The organism is Pseudoxanthomonas sp. X-1 (assembly GCF_020042665.1).
GTDB classification, from domain to species: Bacteria; Pseudomonadota; Gammaproteobacteria; order Xanthomonadales; family Xanthomonadaceae; genus Pseudoxanthomonas_A; species Pseudoxanthomonas_A spadix_A.
In genome coordinates this window covers 2,796,575-2,817,349 of record NZ_CP083376.1, presented here as the reverse complement: position 1 = coordinate 2,817,349, position 20,775 = coordinate 2,796,575, and the positions used below count along the sequence as shown (strand labels likewise).

15 protein-coding genes, 1 tRNA gene and 1 pseudogene are annotated in these 20,775 nt (G+C 67.7%); all 17 read left to right on the top strand.

Going from position 1 to position 20,775, the window contains the following annotated elements:
• Positions 1–1,338, top strand: a complete 1,338-nt coding sequence (gene nuoF, locus LAJ50_RS12565) for an NADH-quinone oxidoreductase subunit NuoF (protein ID WP_130553150.1) — start codon at positions 1–3, stop codon at positions 1,336–1,338.
• Positions 1,335–3,581, top strand: a complete 2,247-nt coding sequence (nuoG, locus tag LAJ50_RS12560) for an NADH-quinone oxidoreductase subunit NuoG (RefSeq protein ID WP_224096315.1) — start codon at positions 1,335–1,337, stop codon at positions 3,579–3,581. Before nuoF ends, nuoG begins: the two co-directional genes overlap by 4 nt.
• A complete protein-coding gene (gene nuoH / locus LAJ50_RS12555; protein ID WP_130553148.1) occupies positions 3,578–4,669 on the top strand; it encodes an NADH-quinone oxidoreductase subunit NuoH in 1,092 nt (363 codons plus the stop codon). Before nuoG ends, nuoH begins: the two co-directional genes overlap by 4 nt.
• A gap of 5 nt (positions 4,670–4,674) precedes the next feature.
• Positions 4,675–5,163, top strand: coding sequence for an NADH-quinone oxidoreductase subunit NuoI (gene nuoI / locus LAJ50_RS12550; protein ID WP_130521779.1), 489 nt, complete (start codon positions 4,675–4,677; stop codon positions 5,161–5,163).
• A gap of 7 nt (positions 5,164–5,170) precedes the next feature.
• Positions 5,171–5,830, top strand: coding sequence for an NADH-quinone oxidoreductase subunit J (locus LAJ50_RS12545; protein WP_138654644.1), 660 nt, complete (start codon positions 5,171–5,173; stop codon positions 5,828–5,830).
• Positions 5,827–6,132 (top strand): NADH-quinone oxidoreductase subunit NuoK, encoded by a 306-nt coding sequence (gene nuoK / locus LAJ50_RS12540; protein WP_130521777.1) that lies wholly within the window; start codon positions 5,827–5,829, stop codon positions 6,130–6,132. Before LAJ50_RS12545 ends, nuoK begins: the two co-directional genes overlap by 4 nt.
• 7 nt (positions 6,133–6,139) lie before the next feature.
• Positions 6,140–8,335, top strand: coding sequence for an NADH-quinone oxidoreductase subunit L (gene nuoL, locus LAJ50_RS12535; protein ID WP_138654642.1), 2,196 nt, complete (start codon positions 6,140–6,142; stop codon positions 8,333–8,335).
• Positions 8,336–8,354: 19 nt separating this feature from the next.
• Complete coding sequence (locus LAJ50_RS12530; RefSeq protein ID WP_130521775.1) at positions 8,355–9,875, top strand: NADH-quinone oxidoreductase subunit M; 1,521 nt, start codon at positions 8,355–8,357, stop codon at positions 9,873–9,875.
• A gap of 12 nt (positions 9,876–9,887) precedes the next feature.
• Positions 9,888–11,357: an NADH-quinone oxidoreductase subunit NuoN gene (gene nuoN / locus LAJ50_RS12525; RefSeq protein WP_138654640.1), complete on the top strand. Its 1,470-nt coding sequence runs from the start codon at positions 9,888–9,890 to the stop codon at positions 11,355–11,357.
• Positions 11,358–11,417: 60 nt separating this feature from the next.
• Positions 11,418–11,494 (top strand) — tRNA-Met (locus tag LAJ50_RS12520).
• Between the two features lie 149 nt (positions 11,495–11,643).
• Positions 11,644–12,138 (top strand): annotated as a pseudogene (gene rimP / locus LAJ50_RS12515) (ribosome maturation factor RimP); the annotation flags it as partial.
• Between the two features lie 118 nt (positions 12,139–12,256).
• Positions 12,257–13,768 (top strand): transcription termination factor NusA, encoded by a 1,512-nt coding sequence (gene nusA, locus LAJ50_RS12510; protein ID WP_130553142.1) that lies wholly within the window; start codon positions 12,257–12,259, stop codon positions 13,766–13,768.
• Positions 13,769–13,863: 95 nt separating this feature from the next.
• Positions 13,864–16,572 carry a translation initiation factor IF-2 gene (gene infB / locus LAJ50_RS12505; protein ID WP_171044660.1) on the top strand — a complete coding sequence of 903 codons (2,709 nt, stop codon included), beginning with the start codon at positions 13,864–13,866 and terminating at the stop codon, positions 16,570–16,572.
• Between the two features lie 82 nt (positions 16,573–16,654).
• Entirely contained in the window at positions 16,655–17,029 is a 375-nt protein-coding gene (gene rbfA / locus LAJ50_RS12500) for a 30S ribosome-binding factor RbfA (RefSeq protein WP_165424225.1), read from the top strand.
• A complete protein-coding gene (gene truB / locus LAJ50_RS12495; RefSeq protein ID WP_130553139.1) occupies positions 17,029–18,075 on the top strand; it encodes a tRNA pseudouridine(55) synthase TruB in 1,047 nt (348 codons plus the stop codon). Before rbfA ends, truB begins: the two co-directional genes overlap by 1 nt.
• Positions 18,076–18,234: 159 nt before the next feature.
• Positions 18,235–18,495 carry a 30S ribosomal protein S15 gene (gene rpsO, locus LAJ50_RS12490; protein ID WP_130519451.1) on the top strand — a complete coding sequence of 87 codons (261 nt, stop codon included), beginning with the start codon at positions 18,235–18,237 and terminating at the stop codon, positions 18,493–18,495.
• Between the two features lie 160 nt (positions 18,496–18,655).
• Positions 18,656–20,761 carry a polyribonucleotide nucleotidyltransferase gene (pnp, locus tag LAJ50_RS12485; protein ID WP_138654634.1) on the top strand — a complete coding sequence of 702 codons (2,106 nt, stop codon included), beginning with the start codon at positions 18,656–18,658 and terminating at the stop codon, positions 20,759–20,761.
• The last annotated feature ends 14 nt before the right edge of the window (positions 20,762–20,775 follow it).

Genomic DNA, 20,775 nt, shown 5'->3' with positions numbered 1-20,775 from the left:
ATGGCACATTCCCACCCAGCTTCCACCGGCCCGGTCGGTCCCGCTCCGCAGCCGCATCAGGTGTGCCTGACCACGCTGCACTACGACACCCCGTGGTCGTACGAGAACTACCTCAAGACCGGCGGCTACGCCGCGCTGCGCAAGATCCTCGAAGAGAAGATCAGCCCGGCCGACGTGGTCGAGATGGTCAAGGCCTCCAACCTGCGCGGCCGCGGTGGCGCCGGCTTCCCGACCGGCCTGAAGTGGTCCTTCATGCCCAAGGGCGACATGCAGAAGTACATCCTCTGCAACTCGGACGAGTCCGAGCCGGGCACCTGCAAGGACCGCGACATCCTGCGCTACAACCCGCACTCGGTGGTGGAGGGCATGGCCATCGCCTGCTACGCCACCGGTTCGACCGTGGGCTACAACTATCTGCGCGGCGAGTTCCATCACGAGCCCTTCGAGCATTTCGAGCAGGCCCTGGCCGATGCCTACAAGCACGGCTGGCTGGGAAAGAACGTGCTCGGCTCGGGCGTGGACATCGACATCTACGCCGCGCTGGGCGCCGGCGCCTACATCTGCGGTGAGGAAACCGCGCTGATGGAGTCGCTGGAAGGCAAGAAGGGACAGCCGCGCTACAAGCCGCCGTTCCCGGCCAATTTCGGCCTGTACGGCAAGCCCTCGACGATCAACAACACCGAGACCTACGCCTCGGTACCGGCGATCATCCGCAACGGTCCGGAGTGGTTCCTGGGCCTGTCCAAGACCAAGAACGGCGGCCCGAAGATCTTCTCGGTGTCCGGCTGCGTGGCCAAGGGCGGCAACTTCGAGGTGCCGCTGGGCACCACCTTCGACGAGCTGCTGGAAATGGCTGGCGGCCTCAAGCCGGGCCGCAAGCTCAAGGCCGCCGTCCCCGGCGGTGTGTCGATGCCGGTGCTGAAGGCCGACCAGCTCAAGGGCCTGCAGATGGACTACGACACGCTGCGCGCGCTGGGCACCGGCCTGGGCTCGGGCGCCATCGTGGTGCTGGACGACAGCGTCTGCTGCGTGCGCTTCGCCTGCCGCATCAGCCAGTTCTTCCACAAGGAATCCTGCGGCCAGTGCACGCCGTGCCGCGAAGGCACCGGCTGGATGCACCGCGTGCTGGAGCGCATCGTCGCCGGCAAGGGCACGATGGAAGACCTGCACCAGCTCAAGGCCGTGGCCGGCCAGATCGAAGGCCACACCATCTGCGCGTTCGGCGAGGCGGCGGCGTGGCCCATCCAGGGCTTCCTGCGCCAGTTCTGGGACGAGTTCGAGTACTACATCGTCAACGGTCGCTCGATCGTCGACGCTCAGCTGGAGGCCGCCGCATGAGCGCCCAACCGGTCGATCCCAACGTTCCGCCCGATCACGTCACCATCGAGATCGATGGCCGCGTCCTGTACGCGCCCAAGGGCTCGATGATCATCCAGGCCGCCGACAAGGCCGGCATCCCGATCCCGCGCTTCTGCTACCACGACAAGCTGTCCATCGCGGCCAACTGCCGCATGTGCCTGGTCGATACCGAAGTCGGCGGTCGCGCCGCGCCCAAGCCGTCCCCGGCCTGCGCCACGCCGGTCGGCGACGGGCTCAAGGTGTTCACGCGCAACGAGAAGGCGCTCAAGTACCAGCGCAGCGTGATGGAGTTCCTGCTGATCAACCATCCGCTGGACTGCCCGATCTGCGATCAGGGCGGCGAGTGCGAACTGCAGGACGTCTCGCTGGGCTATGGCCGCTCGGTCAGCCGCTTCAACGAGCGCAAGCGCGTGGTGCCCGACGAGGACATCGGTCCGCTGGTCGCCACCGAGATGACCCGCTGCATCCAGTGCACGCGCTGCGTGCGCTTCACCGCGGAAGTGGCCGGCACCTACGAACTGGGCGGCATGTACCGCGGCGAGAACCTGCAGATCGGCACCTACGACGGCAAGCCGCTGACCACCGAGCTGTCGGGCAATGTGGTCGACGTGTGCCCGGTCGGCGCGCTGACCAACAAGGTGTTCCAGTTCCGCGCCCGTCCGTGGGAACTGCAGGCGCGCGAGTCGCTGGGCTTCCACGACGCGATGGGGTCCAACCTGTACGTGCACGTGCGTCGCGGCGAAGTGCTGCGCACCGTGCCGCGCGACAACGAGGCGGTCAACGAGTGCTGGCTGTCCGACCGCGACCGCTATTCGCACCAGGGCCTGTATGCGGCCGACCGCGCGGTCAAGCCGCTGCAGAAGGTCGATGGCGAGTGGAAGGAAGTGAGCTGGGCCGAGGGCCTGGCCGCCGCCGCCGAGATCCTCAAGGCCCACGCCGGCGACGAGCTCGGCGTGCTGGTCCACCCGGCCACCTCGAACGAGGAGGGTGGCCTGGTGGCGCGCCTGGCCGCCGGCCTGGGCAGCGGCAACCTCGACCATCGCATCTTGGCCAACGACCTGTCCGACGCCGCCGTCGCACAGCCGTTCGGGCTGCCGCTGGCGCAGATCGAGAAGGCCGGGGCGATCGTGGTGTTCGGCAGCAATGTGCGCCACGAGCTGCCGCTGCTGCACCAGCGCATCCGCAAGGCGGTGCGCAACGGCGCCAAGGTCCACCTGGTCAATCCGGTGGACTTCGACTTCACCTTCAGCGCGGCCAGCAAGACCATCGTGCCGCCGTCGCAGCTGGCCGACGCGCTGGGCGCTTCGGCGCTGCGCGAGGCGGTGCAGGGCGCCAGCTCGGCGGTGGTGATCGTCGGTGCGCTGGCCGAGAACCATCCGCAGGCCGCCGCGCTGCGCAAGGCCGCCGCCGACTTCGCCGCGGCGACCGGCGCGGCGCTGTGCCGCATCCCGCAGGGCGCCAACGCCGTGGGCCTGGCCCGCGCCGGCGTGCTGCCGAGCGCGCGCGACGCGGCCGACATGGTCGCCCAGCCGCGCGCCGCCTATGTGATCTACGGGATCGAGCCGGGCCTGGACTTCGCCCACGGCTTCGCCACGCAGAAGGCGCTCACCGCGGCCAAGGTCGTGGCGTTCAGTCACTTCGCCTGCGCCTCCACGCGGCGCATGGCCGATGTGATCCTCCCCATCGGCGCGCTGCCGGAAATCGAGGCCACGCTGACCAATCTCGATGGCATCGAGCAGCGCACGCAGGCCGGCGGCAAGCTGCCGGGCGAGGCGCGCGAGGGCTGGAAGGTGCTGCGCGCCCTGGGTGGCGTGCTGGGCCTGCCGGGCTTCGACTTCACCGACCTGGCCGGCGCGCGCGCCAGCCTGGCCAACCCGGCCGCGGTGACGCCCAAGGCCTCGGCCGCGCCGTCGCTGGCCGGTGAGGGGCTGGAAGTGGTCGCCACCTGCGGCATCTACCGCACCGATGGCTTCGTGCGTCGCGCGCAAGCGCTGCAGGCCCATCCGCTCAACACCGCGCCCGGCATCAGCCTGCATCCGCAGGACGCGCAGGCGCTGGGCCTGGGCGAAGGGCAGGTGGCCAAGGTGCAGGCCGCCGATGGAACGGCCACCTTGCCGGTGGCGATCAATGACCGTGTCGCGCCGGGGTCGGCGTGGATCGAGTCGGGCCACGGCGCCACCGCGCCGATCGGCGCCGGCCGGGTGAAGGTGGTGGCTGCATGAACGAGCTGTTGATCAATGGCGTCAGCCCCCTGCGCGACTGGCTGCTCAGCCTGGGCGCGGGCGGCCTGATCGTGTGGATCGTGCTGAAGATCCTAGTGATCACCCTGCCGGTGATCATCACGGTGGCCTTCTACGTGGTCTGGGAGCGCAAGCTGATCGGCTGGATGCACGTGCGCCACGGGCCGATGTACGTGGGCATGGGCATCCTCCAGGCCTTCGCCGACGTGTTCAAGCTGCTGTTCAAGGAGATCATCCAGCCGGCCAGCGCGCAGAAGACGATCTACGTCCTGGCGCCGCTGATCACGCTGGCGCCGGCCTTCGCGGCCTGGGCGGTGATCCCCTTCGACGCGCAGCTGGTGCTGTCCAACGCCAACGCCGGCCTGCTGTACCTGCTGGCCATGACCTCGCTGGGCGTGTACGGCATCATCCTGGCCGGCTGGGCGTCCAACTCCAAGTACGCCTTCCTGGGCGCGCTGCGCTCGGCCGCGCAGGTGGTCAGCTACGAGATCGCGATGGGCTTCGCCCTGGTCGGCGTGATGATCGCCGCCGGCAGCCTCAACCTGTCCAGCATCGTCGAGGCCCAGCGCGGCAACGCCGGCTTCCTGGAGTGGTACTGGCTGCCGCTGTTCCCGCTGTTCATCGTGTACTGGGTGTCCGGCGTGGCCGAGACCAACCGCGCGCCGTTCGACGTGGTGGAAGGCGAATCGGAAATCGTCGCCGGCCACATGGTGGAGTACTCCGGCTCGGCGTTCGCGCTGTTCTTCCTGGCCGAATACGCCAACATGATCCTGGTCAGCTTCCTGGTCTCGATCTTCTTCATGGGCGGCTGGCTGAGCCCGATCCAGGGCTGGGTCACCGCCGATGTCTCGCCGTGGATCGACTGGGTGTGGAAGGGCGGCTGGCCGTGGCTGTTCGCCAAGGTCGTGTTCTTCATGAGCGCCTACATCTGGTTCCGCGCCAGCTTCCCGCGCTACCGCTATGACCAGATCATGCGGCTGGGCTGGAAGATCTTCATCCCCCTGACCATCGTGTGGATCGCCGTGACCGCGCTGATGGTGTTCTACGGCGTCATCCAGCGAGGCGCCTGACCGACATGAACAAGATCACCCATTACTTCAAGAGCCTGCTGCTGCTCGAACTGCTGCAGGGCCTGTGGCTGACGTTCAAGTACACGTTCAAGCCCAAGTACACGATGATGTACCCGATGGAGAAGTTCCCGCAGTCGCCGCGGTTCCGCGGGCTGCACGCGCTGCGCCGCTATCCCAACGGGGAGGAACGCTGCATCGCCTGCAAGCTGTGCGAGGCGGTCTGCCCGGCGCTGGCCATCACCATCGATTCGACCAAGCGCGAGGACGGCACCCGCCGCACCACGCGCTACGACATCGACCTGTTCAAGTGCATCTACTGCGGCTTCTGCGAGGAAAGCTGCCCGGTGGACTCCATCGTGGAAACCCACGTGCTGGAGTACCACTTCGAGAACCGTGGCGAGAACGTCGTCACCAAGCCGCAGCTGCTGGCCATCGGCGACCGACTCGAGTCGGAAATCGCCGAACGCCGCGCCGCCGACGCCGCTTTCCGCTGAGGACGAGATGGACTGGATCAACATCAGCTTCTGGATCTTCGCCGCCGTCGCCGCTGTCTCGGGCGCCGCGGTGATCAGCGTGCGCAACCCCGTGCACGCGGTCCTGTTTCTCATCCTGACCTTCTTCAGCGTCGCCTGCGTCTGGCTGCTGGTCGGCGCCGAGTTCCTCGGCGTGGCCCTGATCCTGGTGTACGTCGGCGCGGTGATGGTGCTGTTCCTGTTCGTGGTGATGATGCTGGACATCGACGTAGCCCAGCTGCGCCAGGGCTGGGTCAGGTTCCTGCCGGTCGGCCTGCTGGTGGCCGTGGTCATGCTGGTGCAGATGCTGGTGCTGATCGGGGTCAAGGCCAAGGCCGGCGCCGCGCTGCCGGACAACGCCGCCGCCGCGGCCGCCGAGACCTCCAACATCACCTGGCTGGCGCGTTCGCTGTTCACCGAGTTCCTGCTGCCGTTCGAGTTCGCCGCGGTGATCCTGACCGTGGCGGTGATCGCCGCGGTGATGCTGACCCTGCGCAAGCGCGAGGGCGTCAAGACGCAGGACCCGTCCGAACAGACCCGGGTCAAGGCGCGCGACCGCTTCCGCATGGTGCGCATGGAAGCCGTGCGCCCGGTGGCGCCGGTCGTCGAACCCCCGGCCCAAGACGGCGCCCAGGAGGCCAAGTCGTGATCACCCTCGGACACCTGCTCGCGCTCGGCGCGGTGCTGTTCTGCATCTCGCTGGCCGGCATCTTCCTCAATCGCAAGAACGTGATCGTGCTGCTGATGTCGATCGAGCTGATGCTGCTGTCGGTCAACATCAACTTCGTGGCCTTCTCGCGCCAGCTGGGCGACACGGCCGGCCAGCTGTTCGTGTTCTTCATCCTCACCGTGGCCGCGGCCGAGGCCGCGATCGGCCTGGCGATCCTGGTCGCGCTGTTCCGCAGCCGGCGCACGATCAACGTGGCCGAAGTCGACTCCCTCAAGGGCTGATGTACTGATGACGGGCCAACTTCTCCTTTCCAAGTCCGTGCTGCTGGCCGTGGTGCTCGCGCCATTGCTGGGCAGCATCATCGCCGGCCTGTTCGGGCGGCAGGTCGGCCGTGCCGGCGCGCATACCGTCACCATCCTGGGCGTGGCCGTCAGCTGCGCGCTGTCGTGCTGGACGCTGTACCAGCTGGTGTGGGGCGGGGCATCGCCGTTCAACGAGAACCTGTACACCTTCTTCGACGTCGGCAGCTTCCAGGGCCATGTCGGCTTCATGGTCGACCGCCTGACCGCGATGATGATGGTGGTGGTGACCTTCGTCTCGCTGCTGGTGCACGTCTACACCATCGGCTACATGGCCGACGACCCGGGCTACCAGCGCTTCTTCAGCTACATCTCGCTGTTCACCTTCTCGATGTTGATGCTCGTGATGAGCAACAACTTCCTGCAGCTGTTCTTCGGCTGGGAAGCGGTGGGCCTGGTGTCCTACCTGCTGATCGGCTTCTGGTTCAAGCGCCCGACGGCCGTGTTCGCCAACCTCAAGGCCTTCCTGGTCAACCGCGTGGGCGACTTCGGCTTCCTGCTCGGCATCGCCGCGGTACTGATGGCCTTCCGCACGCTGGACTACGCGACCGTGTTCTCCTACGCGCCGCTGGCCGCCAACGCCAAGCTGGCGCAGGTCTGGCCGCAGGTCGAAGGCCTGCAGCAGGCGTTCGAGTGGATCGGCGGCTGGTCGCTGATGACGGTGATCTGCATCGGGCTGTTCATCGGCGCGATGGGCAAGTCGGCCCAGGTGCCGCTGCACGTGTGGCTGCCCGACTCGATGGAAGGCCCGACCCCGATCTCGGCGCTGATCCACGCCGCGACGATGGTCACCGCGGGCATCTTCATGGTGGCGCGCATGTCGCCGCTGTTCGAGCTGTCGCAGACCGCGCTGAACTTCATCCTGTTCATCGGTGCGACCACGGCCTTCTTCACCGGCCTGATCGGCATCGTGCAGAACGACATCAAGCGCGTGGTCGCGTACTCCACGCTGTCCCAGCTGGGCTACATGACCGTGGCCCTGGGCGTGTCGGCCTACAGCGCCGGCGTGTTCCATCTGATGACCCATGCCTTCTTCAAGGCGCTGCTGTTCCTGGGCGCCGGCTCGGTGATCATCGGCATGCACCACGAGCAGGACATGCGCAAGATGGGCGGCCTGCGCAAGTACATGCCGATCACCTACGTGACCATGATCATCGGCACGCTGGCCCTGGTCGGGACGCCGTTCTTCTCCGGCTTCTATTCCAAGGACAGCATCATCGAGGCCGCCGCGCACCACGCGCACGTCTCGCACAGCTGGATCGCCACCTACGGTTACTGGGCGGTGCTGGGCGGCGTGCTGATCACCAGCTTCTACAGCTTCCGCCTGCTGTTCCTGACCTTCCACGGCGCCGAGCGCTTCCGCGATGTGGCGCACGACGATCACGGCCATGGCCATGACCACGCGCATCACGACGCGCACGGCGATGCCGAGCACACCGATGCCGAGGCCCAGGTCCACGGTCACGGCGATCACGGCCACCACGGTCCGCACATCCCGCACGAGTCGCCCTGGGTGGTGACCCTGCCGCTAATCCTGCTGGCCATCCCCTCGGTGCTGATCGGCTTCTTCACGATCGGTCCGATGCTGTTCGGGACCGACTGGGCCGGCCACCACGCAGAGGGCGGCGTGCCGGGCCAGACGCTGAAGTTCTTCACCGGCATCATCGATTTCTACGATCCCGCGCGCGACACGGTTGGCGCGCTGGCCGAAGAGTTCCACGGCCCGGTGGCCTTCGCGCTGCACGGCTTCCTGGCCGCGCCGTTCTGGCTGACCCTGGCCGGCTTCGCCTTGGCCGCCGTGCTGTACCTGGTGCTCTCGCCGGAATGGCCGGCCAGGCTGCGCCAGCGCTTCTCCGGTCTGGTCAGGATCCTGGAGGCCAAGTACGGCTTCGACATCCTGTGGATCGACGGCTTCGCCGGCGGCGGTCTGCAGCTGGGCAGGATCTCGCGCTGGATCGACACCCGCATCATCGATGGCGTCTTCGTCAACGGCAGCGCTCGCGTGGTCGAGCTGGCCTCGCAGCTGCTGCGCCGCACCCAATCCGGTTTCCTCTACCACTACGCGTTCGCCATGATCATCGGCCTGGTTGCACTGCTGGCCGTCGTGTCTTGGGCCTGGCGCTGATCTGTACGGATACGAACACGTGTCGAACTTGCTGAGCATTCTGATCTGGCTGCCGATCCTCGGCGGTGCCCTGGCACTGGCGATGGGCACCGGCCGCGCCCAGGCCGCCCGCTGGCTGGCGCTGGTCGTGGCCCTGCTGACCTTCCTGGCGAGCCTGCCGCTGCTGATCCACTTCCAGTGGGGCAGTGCGGACATGCAGTTCGTCGAGAAGCACGCCTGGGTGCCGGCCTTCGACATCTGGTACGCGCTGGGCGCCGACGGCATCTCGGTCTCGCTGATCGTGCTGACCACGCTGACCACGGTGCTGGCGCTGATCGGCGCCTGGACGGCGGTGGACAAGCGCGTCAACCAGTACGTGGCCGCCTTCCTGATGCTCGAGGGCATGATGGTCGGCGTGTTCTGCGCCACCGACGCGATGCTGTTCTACGTGTTCTTCGAGGCGATGCTGATCCCGATGTTCCTGATCATCGGTGTCTGGGGCGGTCCGCGCCGCATCTACGCCTCGGTCAAGTTCTTCCTGTACACCTTCCTCGGCTCGGTGCTGATGCTGGTCGGCCTGGTCTACCTGTACATCAAGGGTGGCCAGCTGGGTCATGCCAGCTTCCAGTTCGCCGACCTGTACGTGCTGCCGCTGACCGCCAAGGAGCAGACCTGGCTGTTCTTCGCCTTCCTGATCGCCTTCGCGGTCAAGGTGCCGATGTTCCCGGTGCACACCTGGCTGCCGGACGCGCACGTGGAGGCGCCGACCGCCGGCTCGGTGATCCTGGCGGCGATCATGCTGAAGATCGGTGGCTACGGCTTCCTGCGCTTCTCGCTGCCCATCACGCCTGACGCCGCGCACGAGTGGGGCACGCTGGTCATCGTGCTGTCGCTGATCGGCGTGGTCTACGTCGGCCTGGTGGCGCTGGTCCAGGAGGACATGAAGAAGCTGATCGCCTATTCGTCGGTCTCGCACATGGGCTTCGTGACCCTGGGCACCTTCATCGCCTCGGGCCTGCTGCGCGACTACGACAACGTCGACGCGGCGCGCCTGGGCCTGCAGGGCGCGATGGTGCAGATGATCTCGCACGGCTTCGTCTCCGGCGCGATGTTCTCCTGCGTGGGCGTGGTCTATGACCGCATGCACACGCGCATGATCAAGGACTACGGCGGCGTGGCCAACGTGATGCCGTGGTTCGCGGTGTTCTTCGTGTTCTTCGGCATGGCCAACTCCGGCCTGCCGGGCACCAGCGGCTTCGTCGGCGAGTTCATGGTCATCCTGGCCAGCTTCCAGAAGCATCCCTACATCGCCTTCATCGCCGCGCTGACCCTGATCATCGGCGCCGGTTACACGCTGTGGCTGGTCAAGCGCGTGCTGTACGGCGAGGTCGCCAACAGCCACGTGGCCGAGCTGACCGACATCAACTGGCGCGAGGCGCTGGTGCTGGGGGTGTTCGCGGCCGGCACGCTGGCGCTGGGTGTCTATCCCAAGCCGCTGACCGACCTGCTGGAACCCTCGATCGCGCAACTGGCGATGCAGCTCGCCACCAGCAAGCTGTAAGGACTTCACGCCATGGCCGCTCCAATGCTTCCCTCCGCCCCCGTCACCGACCTGTTGCCGATCATTCCGGAACTGGTCGTCGTCGCCGGCGCCTTCGCGCTGCTGATCCTGGACGTGTTCCTGGACGCGCGCCGCCGCGCCATCACCCATGGCCTGACCCTGCTGGTGCTGGCGGTGACCTTCGTGCTGCTGGTCAGCCACGCCGGCGTGGACCTTTCTCAGGGTCCCGCCCACGTCTTCCACGGCATGTTCGTGCGCGATGCCCTGGCCGATGTGACCAAGGCCGCGATCGTGCTGGTCTCGGGCCTGTCGCTGATCTACGGCTGGCCTTACCTGCGCGAGCGCAATCTCTATCCGGGCGAGCTGCCGGTGCTGGTGCTGTTCGCCACGGCCGGCATGATGATGCTGGTCTCGGCCGGCAGCCTGGTGATGGTCTACCTGGGCCTGGAGCTGCTGTCGCTGTGCTCGTACGCGATGGTCGGCATGAACCGCGACAACGGCCTGTCCACCGAAGCGGCGATGAAGTACATCGTTCTTGGCTCGATCGCCTCGGGTCTGCTGCTGTACGGCATGTCGCTGGTGTACGGCGCCACCGGTTCGCTGGACCTGGCCCAGATCAACGGCGCGATCGCCGGCATCACCGATCGCCCGATGCTGCTGACCGGCATGGTGTTCATGGTCTGCGGCATCGCCTTCAAGCTGGGTGCCGCGCCGTTCCACATGTGGCTGCCGGACGTCTACCAGGGCGCGCCGACTCCGATCACGCTGTTCATCAGCTCCGGTCCCAAGCTGGCGGCCTTCGCGATGGCCTACCGCGTGCTGGAGCAGGGCGTCGGTCCCACCCAGCCGCAGTGGCATCTGCTGATGGCCGCCCTGGCGACGCTGTCGCTGGTGATCGGCAACGTGGTCGCCATTGCCCAGACCAACCTCAAGCGCATGCTGGCGTATTCGACCGTGTCGCACGTGGGCTTCCTGATCCTGGGCCTGGCCGGCGGCGGCGCGGAAGGCTACGCGGCGGCGCTGTTCTACGGCATCGCCTATGCGCTGATGTCGGCGGCCTCGTTCGGGGCGATCCTGGTGCTCTCGCGCGCGGGTTTCGAGGCCGACACGATCGACGACTTCAAGGGCCTGAGCGCGCGCAGTCCGTGGATGGCGGGCATGGTGCTGTGCGTGATGGCCTCGCTGGCCGGCGTGCCGCCGTTCCTGGGCTTCTGGGCCAAGCTGGTGGTGCTGCGCGCGGCGGTCAACGGCAACCTGATGTGGCTGGCGCTGGTGGGCGTGGTGTGCGCGGTGATCGGCGCGTTCTACTACCTGCGGGTGATCAAGGTGATGTACTTCGACGAGCCGGTGGGTTCCCTTCCGGCCCCGCGTTCAGGTAAACTGGTGCCCGTGGTGTTTGGTGTCAATGCACTGGGCCTGCTGGTCCTGGGCATCGCCTGGAATCCGGTGCTGACCTGGTGCAAGGCCGCCTTCGGCATTTGATACAAAAGAAGTTTCAGGGCTTGCATAAATCCCGCTGATTCTTCATAATTCCGCTTCTGCTGCGGGGTGGAGCAGTCTGGCAGCTCGTCGGGCTCATAACCCGAAGGTCGCAGGTTCAAATCCTGCCCCCGCTACCAAGTTTCCGGCATCGAAGTCCGCTTCGATCGCCAGGAGCCTGGGCTCGTAGAAACGCTTGTTCCCGTTTCTACATCCAGCGTCATCGGAAAAGGGCCCATTGGGCCCTTTTCCGTTTCTGAAAAACGCATTACGACGAGACTTCCGCCACGTGAGCGACAAGGCCACCGAGATCGCACAGCTGCTGCAGCCCACCGTCGAGGCCTTGGGCCTTGAACTGCTGGGCGTGGAATACCTGCCGGCCGCCGGCAACGCCACGCTGCGCCTCTACATCGACGTCGTCGAGGCCGAGCGCGAGGCGCGCGTGATCAACATCGACGACTGCGAGGCCGTCAGCCGCGAGGTCTCGGCCCAGCTGGACGTGGAGGACCCGATCAGCGGCAACTACACGCTGGAAGTGTCCTCACCCGGCGTGGATCGCCCGCTGTTCACCGCGGCGCAGTTCGCGCGCTTCATCGGCGAGGACGCCAAGGTCGTGCTGAAGCTGCCGCAGGACGGACGCCGTCGGCTGCAGGGCCGCATCGTGTCGATCGAGGGCGAGGCGATCACGCTGGCCTTCGACAACCAGCAGCTGACCATCGCCGGCGACAACCTGGACAAGGCGCGGCTGATGCCCGACTGGGTCGCGCTGGGCCTGGCGCCGCAGCCGAAGAAGAAAGACGTGGGTGCCGGCAAGGCCAAGAAGAAGCCTGCCGCGCCCAAGCAAGCGCATTGATACCAACCCAACCCAACGACGACCCACGCGGTCGCGCTCGGAGTGAAAGATGAGTAAGGAATTGTTGCTGGTGGTGGATGCGGTCGCCAACGAGAAGGGCGTGCCGCGCGAGGTGATCTTCGAGGCCATCGAGGCCGCGCTGGCATCCGCCGCCAAGAAGCGCTACCCCGACCAGGACGTGCTGGCGCGCGTGTCCATCGACCAGAAGGACGGCACCTACGAGACCTTCCGCCGCTGGGAAGTGGTGGCCGACGACGTGGTCATGGAGTCGCCCGATCGCCAGATCCGCCTGATGGACGCGGTCGACGAGGCCGAAGGCGTCGAGGTGGGCGACTACATCGAGGAGCAGATCGAGAACCCCGACTTCGGCCGCATCGCCGCCCAGGCCGCCAAGCAGGTCATCGTGCAGCGCGTGCGCGAGGCCGAGCGCGCGCAGGTGGTCGATGCGTGGAAGGATCGCGTCGGCGAGCTGGTCACCGGCATCGTCAAGCGCGCCGAGCGCGGCAACATCTACGTGGACCTGGGCGGCAACGCCGAGGCCTTCATCGCCAAGGACAAGGGCATCCCGCGCGACGTGCTGCGCGCCGGCGACCGCGTGCGCGGCTACCTGTTCGACGTGCGTTCCGAGCCGCGTGGCCCGCAGCTGTTCATCAGCCGCGCCGCGCCGGAATTCATGATGGAGCTGTTCAAGCTGGAAGTGCCGGAAGTGGGCCAGGGCCTGGTCGAGATCAAGGCCTGCGCGCGCGATCCGGGCGACCGCGCCAAGATCGCCGTGCTGGCCCACGACACCCGCACCGATCCGATCGGCGCCTGCATCGGCATGCGCGGTTCGCGCGTGCAGGCGGTGAGCAACGAGCTCAACGGCGAGCGCGTGGACATCGTGCTGTGGAACGACAACCCGGCCAACTTCGTCATCAACGCGATGGCGCCGGCCGAGGTGCAGTCGATCATCGTCGACGAGGACCGCCATTCGATGGACCTGGCCGTGGCCGAGGACCGCCTGGCCCAGGCCATCGGCAAGGGCGGCCAGAACGTGCGCCTGGCCAGCCGCCTGACCGGCTGGCAGCTCAACGTGATGACCCAGGACCAGGTCGCGGCCAAGTCCGAGGCCGAGCAGGGCGTGGCCCGCCAGCTGTTCATGGACAAGCTGGAAGTGGACGAGGAGATCGCGCAGATCCTGGTCGCCGAAGGCTTCAGCACGGTCGAGGAAATCGCCTACGTTCCGGTCGGCGAGCTGCTGGCGGTGGAGGGCTTCGACGAGGACATCGTCGAGGAACTGCGCGCCCGCGCACGCGACGCGCTGCTCAACGAGGCGCTGGCCGCCGAGGAGAGCGCCGGTGGCGACGGCCCGGCCGAGGACCTGCTGGCCCTGGACGGCATGGACGAGGCCACCGCCTACGCCCTGGCCTCGCACGGGGTGCGTACCAGCGAGGACCTGTCGGACCTGGCGGCCGACGAGGTGATGGAGTTCGGCATCGAGGGCATGGACGAGGCCCACGCCGCCGCCCTGATCCTGGCCGCCCGCGCCGAGGAGATCGCCCGCCTGGAGCGTGGCGAATGAGCCGGCCATGAACATCGCCCTGAATCCTTCAGGGTTTAGAATTCGCGTTTCCCTTGCTCTGGGCGAGGGGGCGCCAACCAGATCATAGGATCCGAATGTCGCAGCAAACCACCATCCGCAAGCTCGCCGAACTGGTCAACACGCCGGTCGACAAACTGATCGAACAGCTGGCCGAGGCCGGCATGAAGTTCAGTGGCCCCGACCAGGAAGTGTCCAGCACCGAAAAGATGAAGCTGCTCGGCTTCCTGCGTCGCACCCACGGCAAGGCCGACGGTGAGACCGAGGAGGCCGCCGCCTCGCGGAAGATCACCCTGGCCCGTCGCAAGGTGCAGGAAGTGACCGTCAAGTCCGGCCGCAGCAATTCCACCGTGGCGGTGGAAGTGCGCCAGAAGCGCACCTACGTCAAGCCGACCGAGGCCCAGGCCAGCGAGGCGCGCCGCGCCGGCAGCGCCGCGGCCGCCAACGGCGGCGACGAGCGCGCCGAGATCCTGCGCAAGCTGGAAGAGTCGCGCCAGCGCAACCTGGCCGAACAGCAGCGCCTGGCTGAGGTCGACCGTGCGCGCGCCGAGGAACTCGAGCGCAAGCGCCAGGAAGAGCTCGCCGCGCGCGCCGCCGCCGAGGCCGAGGCCCGTGCCGAAGCGCAGTCCGTGGACGACGAGGCGGTCGCCGAGGAGCCGGCGGCGCCGTCGGCCCCGCCGGCGCGCACGCCCATCGACGAGCGCAACGGCCCGATCGCCGGCATGTCCTCCATCCGCGTCCCGGCCAAGCCCACCGCTCCGCGCAGCACGCCGGCCCCGGCCCGCAAGGAGCCCGAGCGTGGCGCCGGCGCGGCCGCGGCCAAGCACAAGACCCGCGGCTCGCACGCGATGGTCGCCGGCGTCGAGGACGACGACAGCACCCAGCGCTTCGCCGGTCAGCTGCACCTGTCGGCCGCCGACCGCGCCCGTCGCGGCGCCGCGCGCGGCAAGCCCAAGCCCCGCCGCCAGCTCGAGCAGAGCCGCGGCGGTTCGGGCAGCCACCAGTTCGAGCGTCCGACCGCCCCGGTCGTGCGCGAAGTGGCCATCGGCGATGCGATCACCGTCGGCGACCTGGCGCAGAAGCTCGCGCTCAAGGGCGGCGACGTGGTCAAGGCGCTGTTCAAGATGGGCGTGATGGCCACCATCACCCAGACCATCGACCACGACACCGCCGCGCTGGTCACCGAGGAGCTGGGCCACAAGGTGGTCAAGGCCAATACCGATTCGGCCGAGGACGCGCTGCTGGCCCACGCCGAGGAAGTGCAGGGCGATCAGGCCCCGCGTCCGCCGGTGGTCACCATCATGGGCCACGTCGACCACGGCAAGACCTCGCTGCTGGACTACATCCGCCGCACCAAGGTCGCCACCGGCGAGGCCGGCGGCATCACCCAGCACATCGGCGCTTACCACGTGGAAACCGCCAACGGCGTCATCAGCTTCCTGGACACCCCGGGCCACGCGGCGTTCACCGCCATGCGTGCGCGCGGCGCCAAGCTGACCGACATCGTGGTCCTGGTGGTGGCCGCCGACGACGGCGTCATGCCGCAGACGATCGAGTCGGTGCAGCAGGCCAAGGCGGCCGGCGTGCCTCTGATCGTGGCGATCAACAAGATGGACAAGTCCGACGCCGACCCGCTGCGCGTGAAGAACGAGTTGCTGGCCCACGACGTGGTCGCCGAGGAGTTCGGCGGCGACACCCAGTTCATCGAGCTGTCGGCCAAGACCGGCCAGGGCGTGGATGCGCTGCTGGACGCGATCAGCCTGCAGGCCGAGGTGCTGGAACTGCGCGCCGTGCCCGAGGGCCGTGCCACCGGCACGGTCATCGAGTCCTCGCTGGACAAGGGCCGTGGCCCGGTCGCCACCGTGCTGGTCCAGCAGGGCCTGCTCAAGAAGGGCGACTACCTGGTCTGCGGCATCCAGTACGGCCGCGTGCGCGCGCTGTTCGACGAGACCGGCGGCCAGCCGGCCTCGGCCGGTCCGTCGATCCCGGTCCAGGTCCTGGGCCTGTCCGGCGTGCCCGACGCGGGCGACGACTTCGTGGTCGTCGACGACGAGCGCCTGGCCAAGGAAGTGGCCCAGCAGCGCGACGCCAAGCGCCGCGAGTCGCGCCTGGTGGCCTCGGCCGGCAGCCGCATGGAAGACATCATGGCCCAGCTGGGCAAGGGCGAGGGCCAGCTGAGCCTCAACCTGATCGTCAAGGCCGACGTGCAGGGCTCGGTGGAAGCGCTGCGCCATTCGCTGGTGGCGCTGTCCAACGAGGACATCCGCATCAACATCATCAGCTCCGGCGTGGGCGGCATCACCGAGTCGGACGCCAACTCGGCGGTCGCCTCCAAGGCCACGATCATCGGCTTCAACGTGCGTGCCGACGCCTCGGCCCGCCGCATCGTCGAAGCCAATGGCGTGGACATGCGCTACTTCTCGATCATCTACGACGTGATCGACCAGGTGAAGCAGGTGGCGTCTGGTCTGCTGGGCGTGGAGATCCGCGAGGAGATCATCGGTATCGCCCAGGTGCGCGACGTGTTCCGCAGCTCCAAGTTCGGCGCGGTGGCCGGCTGCATGGTCATCGAGGGCGTGGTCAAGCGCTCCAAGCCGATCCGCGTGCTGCGCGACAACACGGTCATCTTCGAGGGCGAGCTGGAATCGCTGCGCCGCTTCAAGGAGAACGTGGACGAAGTTCGCAACGGCACCGAGTGCGGCATCGGCGTGAAGGCCTACAACGACGTCAAGGCCGGCGACCAGATCGAGTGCTTCGAGCGCATCGAGGTGCAGCGCACGCTGTGATCGCGCCCGCCCGCGCCGCGGCGGTTCCCCGAGGGAATCGCCGCCGGCGCAGGCGCCGTGATCGCCGCATCGCCCCATTGCCATGCCGACCAAATCCTTCCATCGCACCGACCGTGTCGCCGCCCAGCTCCGTCGTGAGCTGGGCACGCTGGTGCACGAAGCCGTGCGCGAGCACGGCCTGCCGTCGGTCAGCGTGTCCGACGTCGAAGTCACCCGCGACCTGGCCCACGCCAAGGTGTTCGTCACCGCCCTGATGGCCGAGCGCTCCACCGAAGCGGTCAAGGGCCTGAAGGAACTGGCGCCGCAGATCCGTTACGCCCTGGCGCGTGCGGTGAAGATGCGCCACGTGCCTGAACTGCATTTCCACTACGACGATTCGGTCGACCGCGGCGAGCGCATCGAGACGCTGCTGCGCGAGAATCCGCTGCCGTCCGATTCCGGGTCCGACCAGGACTGATGACCGCCACCGACGCCGCCGCGATGCCGGACGCCGACGGTGCCGGACGCGGCGGTTCGGCGCGCGCCGACCAGCCGCGCGGCAAGCGTCCGCAGCGCCCGCGCACCAAGTTCAGACGCGTCGACGGCATCCTGCTGCTGGACAAGCCTGGCGGGATGAGCTCCAACCAGGCCCTGCAGCGGGCCCGGCATCTGTTCGGCGCGGAGAAGGGCGGCCACACCGGCGCGCTCGACCCGCTGGCCACCGGCCTGCTGCCGCTGTGCTTCGGCGAGGCGACCAAGATCGCTGGCAGCCTGCTGGGCTCTGCCAAGGCCTACGACACCGTGGCCCGGCTGGGCCAGGTCACCGACACCGACGATGCCGAGGGCCAGGTGCTGCGCGAGCGGCCGGTCCAGGCCTATCCGATCGACCGGCTGGATGCGGCCCTGCGCGCGCTGACCGGGCATCTGCAGCAGCGCCCGCCGATCTATTCGGCGCTCAAGCGCGGCGGCGAGCCGCTGTACGCCAAGGCCCGGCGCGGCGAGGTGGTGGAGGTCGAATCCCGCCCCGTCTACGTGCGCGCCTTCGAGCTGCAGTCGGCCGCCGACCTGCTCGACGGGGGCGAGCCGCTGCTGCGCCTGCATGTCGAATGCGGCTCGGGCACCTACGTGCGCAGCCTGGTGCGCGACCTGGGCGAGGCGCTGGGCTGCGGCGCGCACGTGGCGCAGCTGCGCCGGCTGTGGGTCGACCCGTTTCGCGAGCCGCGCATGTGGACCCTGGAGCAGCTCGAGGCCCTGGCCGAGCGCGACCCGCGCAGCCTGCGCGCCTGCCTGCTGCCGGTCGAGGCCGGGATGGTCGGCCTGCCGCGCATCGACCTGACCGACGAGGCCGCCGCGCGCCTGCAGCAGGGCCAGCGCCTGTCCGGCGTGCCCGGGCCGGCCGGGACCGTGGCCGTGTTCGCCGGGTCCGGCCAGGTCCTGGGACTGGGACAGCTGTCCAGGGATGGGCTGCTTTCGCCCCAGCGGCTGTTCAACTGGCCGACCGACGGCGCGGCGTCATCGCCCTGAAACCTTGTGCCACCGGGTGCTGGCCCCTACAATGCTGCGGCCTTTTCAGGCCCCGGGCCGATCACGGCCTTCACCATCATCGCAAGCGGCGGACCAGGCGGTGCGCGCGGAGGACAGCCCGCGTTCCTGCAGGTCGCGCATCAACCAAGAGAAATCGACATGTCCATCGACACCCAGAAAGTCATTGAAGACAACAAGCGCGGCGCCAACGACACCGGCTCGCCGGAAGTCCAGGTCGCCCTGCTGACCGCCCGCATCGAGATGCTGACCGAGCACTTCAAGACCCACAAGAAGGATCACCACAGCCGTCGCGGCCTGCTGCAGCTGGTCAACCGCCGCCGCAGCCTGCTCGACTACCTGCACCGCAAGGATGCCCCGCGTTACAAGGCCCTGATCGAGAAGCTGGGCCTGCGTCGCTAAAACCAGATGACCGACCGCGGCGCAGTGATGCGCCGCGGTTCGTTTTTTCCGGCGCCAGGAAAAGACGCACTGCAACAAAGTGGCCGCATACGGTGGCCGCCCGGGCACGGCAGGGGCCGTCGGCCGGGACAACCAGATTCGAGACCCTTAGGAAACCCACGTGGCAAAAATCACCAAGACCTTCCAGTACGGCAAACACACCGTCACCCTCGAGACCGGCGAGATCGCCCGTCAGGCCAGCGGTGCCGTCATCGTCAAGATGGACGACACCGTACTGCTGGTCAGCGCCGTCGCCGCCAAGAGCGCGCGCGAGGGCCAGGACTTCTTCCCGCTGACGGTGGACTACCAGGAGAAGTTCTACGCCGGCGGCCGCATCCCCGGTGGCTTCTTCAAGCGCGAAGGCCGCGCCACGGAGAAGGAGACGCTGATCTCGCGCCTGATCGACCGTCCGATCCGTCCGCTGTTCCCCGAGGACTACAAGAACGAAGTCCAGATCATCGCCACGGTGATGTCGCTGAACCCGGAGATCGACGGCGACATCGCCGCCCTGATCGGCGCCTCGGCCGCCCTGTCGCTGGCCGGCACCCCGTTCAAGGGCCCGATCGGCGCCGCCAAGGTCGGCTACAAGAACGGCGAATACATCCTCAACCCGACCGTGTCGGAGCTGAAGGACTCGCAGCTGGAGCTGGTCGTGGCCGGTACCGCCAATGCGGTGCTGATGGTCGAGTCCGAAGCCGCGCTGCTGTCCGAGGAAGTGATGCTGGGCGCGGTGACTTTTGGCCATCGCGAGATGCAGAAGGTCATCAACGCGATCAACGAGCTGACCGTCGAAGCCGGCACCAAGCCCTCCAGCTGGGTCGCCCCGGCCAAGAACGAGGCGCTGATCTCGGCGCTGAAGGAAGCCGTCGGCGGCAAGCTGGCCGAGGCCTTCCAGGTGCGCGACAAGCTGCAGCGCCGCGACGCCATCGCCGCGATCAAGAAGGACGTCACCGAGGCCCTGGCCGGCCGCCTGGAAGCCGAGGGCTGGGACAAGGCCGAGCTGTCCAAGGAGTTCGGTGAACTGGAATACCGCACCATGCGCGACTCGGTGCTGGACACCAAGATCCGCATCGACGGCCGTGCGCTGGACACCGTGCGCCCGATCTCCGTGCAGGCCGGCGTGCTGCCGCGCACCCACGGCTCGGCGCTGTTCACCCGCGGCGAGACCCAGGCGATCGTGGTCACCACGCTGGGCACCGCCCGCGATGGCCAGGTGATCGACGCGGTCAGCGGCGAGTACAAGGACAACTTCCTGTTCCACTACAACTTCCCGCCGTACTCGGTGGGCGAGTGCGGCCGCTTCGGCGCGCCGAAGCGTCGCGAGATCGGCCACGGCCGTCTGGCCAAGCGCGGCGTGCTGGCCGTGATGCCGACCCTGGAAGAGTTCCCGTACACCATCCGCGTGGTCTCGGAGATCACCGAGTCCAACGGCTCCTCGTCGATGGCCTCGGTGTGCGGTTCGTCGCTGGCGCTGATGGACGCCGGCGTGCCGGTCAAGGCGCCGGTGGCGGGTATCGCGATGGGCCTGGTGAAGGAGGACGACCGCTTCGTGGTGCTGTCCGACATCCTGGGTGACGAGGATCACCTGGGCGACATGGACTTCAAGGTCGCCGGTACCTCCGAGGGCGTGTCCGCGCTGCAGATGGACATCAAGATCGAAGGCATCACCGAAGAGATCATGAAGCAGGCGCTGGAGCAGGCCAAGGCCGGCCGTCTGCACATCCTCGGCGAGATGTCCAAGGCGCTGACCAGCCCGCGCGCCGAGCTGTCCGACTACGCGCCGCGCCTGATCACCATCAAGATCCACCCCGACAAGATCCGCGAAGTGATCGGCAAGGGCGGCTCGGTCATCCAGGCGATCACCAAGGAGACCGGCACCCAGATCGACATCCAGGACGACGGCACGATCACCATCGCCTCGGTCAACGGCGCTGCCGGCCAGGCCGCCAAGTCGCGCATCGAGCAGATCACCTCGGACATCGAGCCGGGCCGCATCTACGAGGGCAAGGTCGCCAAGCTGATGGACTTCGGCGCGTTCGTGACCATCGCCCCGGGCAAGGACGGTCTGGTGCACGTGTCGCAGATTTCCTCCGAGCGCGTGGAGAAGGTCTCCGACAAGCTCAAGGAAGGCGACGTGGTCAAGGTCAAGGTGCTGGAAGTGGACAAGCAGGGCCGCATCCGCCTGTCCATGAAGGCCGTGGAAGAAGGCGAGGGCGTGACCGAGTAATCGGTTGGCCAGCG